At 62.6% G+C, this 1,035-nt stretch carries 1 protein-coding gene; it reads left to right on the top strand.

Annotated elements, in window-relative coordinates:
- Positions 1-895: amidohydrolase (locus A2I95_RS41950; RefSeq protein ID WP_291738160.1), on the top strand; the 895-nt coding region annotated here is incomplete at its 5' end.
- Positions 896-1,035 lie beyond the last annotated feature (140 nt).

Below are 1,035 nucleotides of genomic sequence, written 5' to 3'. Positions count from 1 at the left end.
GGGCTACGCCTCGAAGACACCTGGCGTGATGCATGCATGTGGCCATGACGGCCACACCTCGATCCTGCTGGGGGCGGCTAAGTATCTTGCAGAAACGCGGAATTTCGATGGCAAGGCGGTGCTGATCTTCCAGCCCGCAGAAGAAGGCGGCGCAGGCGGCAAGGCGATGTGCGACGACGGTATGATGGATCGCTGGGGCATTCAGGAGGTCTATGGCCTGCACAACATGCCGGGCCTTCCAGTGGGCGAATTCGCCATCCGCCCTGGCGCGCTGATGGCGTCATCGGACGAATTCAACATCACCGTAACGGGCAAGGGAGGCCATGCCGCCGCGCCGCATGATGCCATCGACACCACGCTGGTGGCCTCTCAGATCGTGGTCTCGCTGCATTCCATCGTGTCGCGCAACGTGGACCCGGTGAAACGGGTGGTGCTCACCGTCGGCACTTTTGAAACCGACAGCACGGCTTCGAACGTAATCGCCCATACTGCCAAGCTGCAGGGCACCGTCCGCTCGCTGGACCCCGAATACCGCACCCAGGCCGAAACTTGGGTGCGCCGGGTCGCCGAAAGCACGGCGGCGGCCTTTGGCGCCACGGCCGAGGTCGAATGGGTTCCCGGCTACCCCGTTACAATCAATGACGAAAACGGCACCGCCCATGCAGTGGAGGCGGCGCAGGCGGTCTCCGCCAAGGTCACTGCCGAGACCCCGCCGATCATGCCGTCCGAGGATTTCTCCTACATGCTGGAGCAGCGCCCCGGCGCCTATATCTTCCTCGGCAACGGCGACACCCAGATGTGCCACCACCCGGCCTATGTCTTTGACGACGAAGCGATTCCCCTGGGATGCAGCTGGTTTGCCGAGCTGGTGGAACGAAGAATGCCCGCGGCCTGAGGCTGCGGGAAAAGACAACCAAAGGAGTGAGAAATGCCGGTCAAGAACCGCTTTGCCGAACTGCAGGATGAAATCACCGCCTGGCGCCGTGACATCCACGAAAACCCCGAAATCCTGTTCGAAACCCACCGCACCAGCGC

It is taken from the genome of Leisingera sp. F5, assembly GCF_001593695.1.
This window is presented reverse-complemented; position numbering and strand designations above follow the sequence as displayed.